Annotated in this window: 3 protein-coding genes; 2 read left to right on the top strand and 1 reads right to left on the bottom strand. The window is 73.1% G+C overall.

Translation table 11 applies throughout. The features are described from left to right. The first annotated feature begins 212 nt into the window (after window positions 1-212). Complete coding sequence (locus AB8Z75_RS33190) at window positions 213-1,427, top strand: LCP family protein (RefSeq protein WP_369208576.1); 1,215 nt, start codon at window positions 213-215, stop codon at window positions 1,425-1,427. A 143-nt stretch (window positions 1,428-1,570) separates the two neighbouring features. Here AB8Z75_RS33190 and AB8Z75_RS33195 read toward each other — a convergent pair whose 3' ends face one another. Continuing rightward, on the bottom strand, window positions 1,571-1,957 hold the full coding sequence (locus AB8Z75_RS33195; protein ID WP_369208578.1) for a VOC family protein: 387 nt from the start codon (window positions 1,955-1,957) through the stop codon (window positions 1,571-1,573). 92 nt (window positions 1,958-2,049) lie between these two features. On the opposite strand from AB8Z75_RS33195, the gene AB8Z75_RS33200 reads away from it, so the two are divergent. Continuing rightward, complete coding sequence (locus AB8Z75_RS33200) at window positions 2,050-2,595, top strand: CGNR zinc finger domain-containing protein (RefSeq protein WP_369208580.1); 546 nt, start codon at window positions 2,050-2,052, stop codon at window positions 2,593-2,595. Window positions 2,596-2,691: the final 96 nt, after the last annotated feature.

Consider the following 2,691-nt stretch of genomic DNA (forward strand, 5'->3'; position numbering starts at 1 on the left):
CCGCAGACCCGGGGCCCGGGCCAGGGTTCGCACTACGGGCAGAACTACGATTCCGGGCGGGGGGGGGGGGGGGGGGGGGGGGGGGGGGGGGGGGGGGGGGGGGGGGGGGGGGGGGGGGGGGGGGGGGGGGGGGGGGGGGGGGGGGGGGGGGGGGGGGGGGGGGGGGGGGGGGGGGGGGGGGGGGGGGGGGGGGGGGGGGCCCCACACGTGTCATGCCCCACACATCGGCCCCCGGTGTCCCGCCGCAGACCCGGGGCCCGGGCCAGGGTTCGCACTACGGGCAGAACTACGATTCCGGGCGCGACCCCCGCTACGACCAGGGGTACGACCAGCCGCCCCCGGGAAGCTACGACTCGGGCTACAGCGACGGCCAGGTCTACGGCGGCGGAGGCGGCCGGGGCGCCGACCGCGGGCCCGCCGGGTACGACGGCCGCCCCCGCCCCGACTGGCGGCGCCGGTTCAAGTGGGGGCTGATCACCCTGGTCGTGGTGGTCCTCGCCTGGTCCGTCGGCACCTACTTCTGGGCCGACTCCAAGCTGCGCCGCGAAGTGGACCTCAGCATCGTCGAGGACCGGCCCGAGGGTGGGGACGGCACCAACTACCTGATCGTCGGCTCGGACAGCCGTGAGGGCATGACCGCCGAGGACCGCAAGAAGCTGCACACCGGTGGCCCCACCGACCAGGGCAGGACCGACTCGATCATGATTCTGCACGTCGGGGACAACGGGAGCACCATGATCTCGCTCCCGCGCGACTCCGACGTCGAGGTGCCCTCCTACGTCGGCTCCGAGTCCGGCAAGCACTACCCGGCACAGGGCCGCCACACCAAGATCAACGCGACGTACGCCGAGGACGGCCCGCCGCTCCTCGTCCGCACGGTGGAGCACAACACCGGGCTGAAGATCGACCACTACGCGGAGATCGGCTTCGGCGGCTTCGCGAAGATCGTCGACGCGGTGGGCGGTGTCGAGATGGACATCCCGCAGGACATCCACGACGACAAGTCCGGCGCCGACTTCAAGAAGGGCAAGCAGACCCTCGACGGGAGGGAAGCCCTCGCCTTCGTGCGGACCAGGTACGCGCTCAAGGGCAGCGACCTGGACCGCACCAAGAACCAGCAGAAGTTCCTCGCCGCCCTCGCCAACCAGGCGGCGACCCCCGGCACCGTCCTCAACCCGTTCAAGCTCTACCCGACGATGGGCGCCGGCCTCGACACGCTCAAGGTCGACAAGGACATGAGCCTGTGGAACGTCGCCTCCATGTTCTGGGCCATGAAGGACGTCTCCAGCGGTGAGGGCAAGTCCATGAACATGCCGATCTCGGGGAACGCGCCGGGCGGGAACCTGCAGTGGGACAAGCCCAAGATGAGGAAGCTCGTGGAGCAGCTCAACAACGACGAGAAGGTGACCGTCACCTCCGACCGCTGAGGTGACGTGGCGCCCCCGCGCCGAGCGGTGGGCCGGTCGGCGCACCACCGGCTGTGGCCGGGTCCCGCGACAGGGGCCCGGCCACAGGTGTGTCCGAGGCGGGAGGGGCGGCGGGCCGTCCCCGCGCTACACGGCTTCGCCGCTCAGCGGTCGACCAGGCAGAGGCAGAAGGGGTGTCCTGCCGGGTCGAGGTAGACGCGGAAGTCCCGTGCGCCCCCGCCGTCGTCCTGGAGCAGCCGCGCGCCGAGCGCCAGCACCTCGCGTTCGGCCTCGTCGATGCGCGCCGGGGACACGTCCAGGTCGAGGTGGAGCTGTTGCGAGTGCTCCCCGCTCGGCCACTCGGGCGGCACGAGGCCCGGCGCCTCCTGGAAGGCCAGCCGCCTGCGTCCGCTCTCGTCCACCACCTCGGTCCAGGTGCTGTCGCTCCTCGACTCGTCCACCTTCCAGCCGAGCATCCGGGCGTAGAAATCCGCCAGGCTCCCGGTGTCCGGGCAGTCCAGGACGACAACGCCCATCGTGGGGATGGCCATCATGTCTCCCTCTCGTCGCGTTACCGCTATAGCGCGGCAACTGGTAACGGCCGGTTACCTCATGATGGGGCGCCGCCGGTAACGTGGCAAGGGTGGGAGACAGACAGGCCCCCGCATCACTCGTTCTGGTGCAGGAGTTGGCGAACACGCTGGACGTCGAGTCGGGCAGGGATCGCCTGGGCACGGCGGACGACCTCGCCCGCTTCGTCCGCGCACACGAGTTGACCGCGCTGCGGCTCGGCAAACACGACCTCGCGGGGCTGCGCCGGCTGAGAGAGGCGCTGCGCGCCGCCTGCCTCGCCCACACGGGTGTCCCCGTGCCCCCCGAGGCCGTCACCGCGCTGGACCGCCACCTGAGCGAGGCGCCCCTCACCCTCCGCCTGGACGGCGACGGAGAGGCCGACCTGCGTCCGGCGCAGGGGCTGTCCGGGCTCCCGGCGTTCACCGCGCACCTCGCCGCACGGATCGCCGCCGCGGCGAGCGACGGAACCTGGGCGCGGCTCAAGGCGTGCGAGGCCGACGACTGCCAGTGGGTCTACTACGACCGCAGCCCCGCAGGACGCAGCCGTTGGTGCACCATGGCCGTCTGCGGGAGCCGCGCCAAGATGCGCGCCTACCGGGCGCGGCGCGCCCCGTAGCTCCGCGGGCCCGGTCACGGCGCGGCGCGGCGCGGCGCGGCGGCGGACGGTCCGGGGCGGGCCGGTCGCCGTCACCCGGCGACGAGCAGGGGGCAC

It is taken from the genome of Streptomyces sp. PU-14G (assembly GCF_041028275.1).
GTDB lineage: Bacteria > Actinomycetota > Actinomycetes > Streptomycetales > Streptomycetaceae > Streptomyces.

What these genes read in the sequence shown, in the direction of transcription:
- AB8Z75_RS33190 (WP_369208576.1), top strand. Translation starts at nt 213, where the DNA reads ATGCCCCACACATCGGCCCCCGGTGTCCCGCCGCAGACCCGGGGCCCG.
- AB8Z75_RS33195 (WP_369208578.1), bottom strand. Translation starts at nt 1,957, where the DNA reads ATGGCCATCCCCACGATGGGCGTTGTCGTCCTGGACTGCCCGGACACC.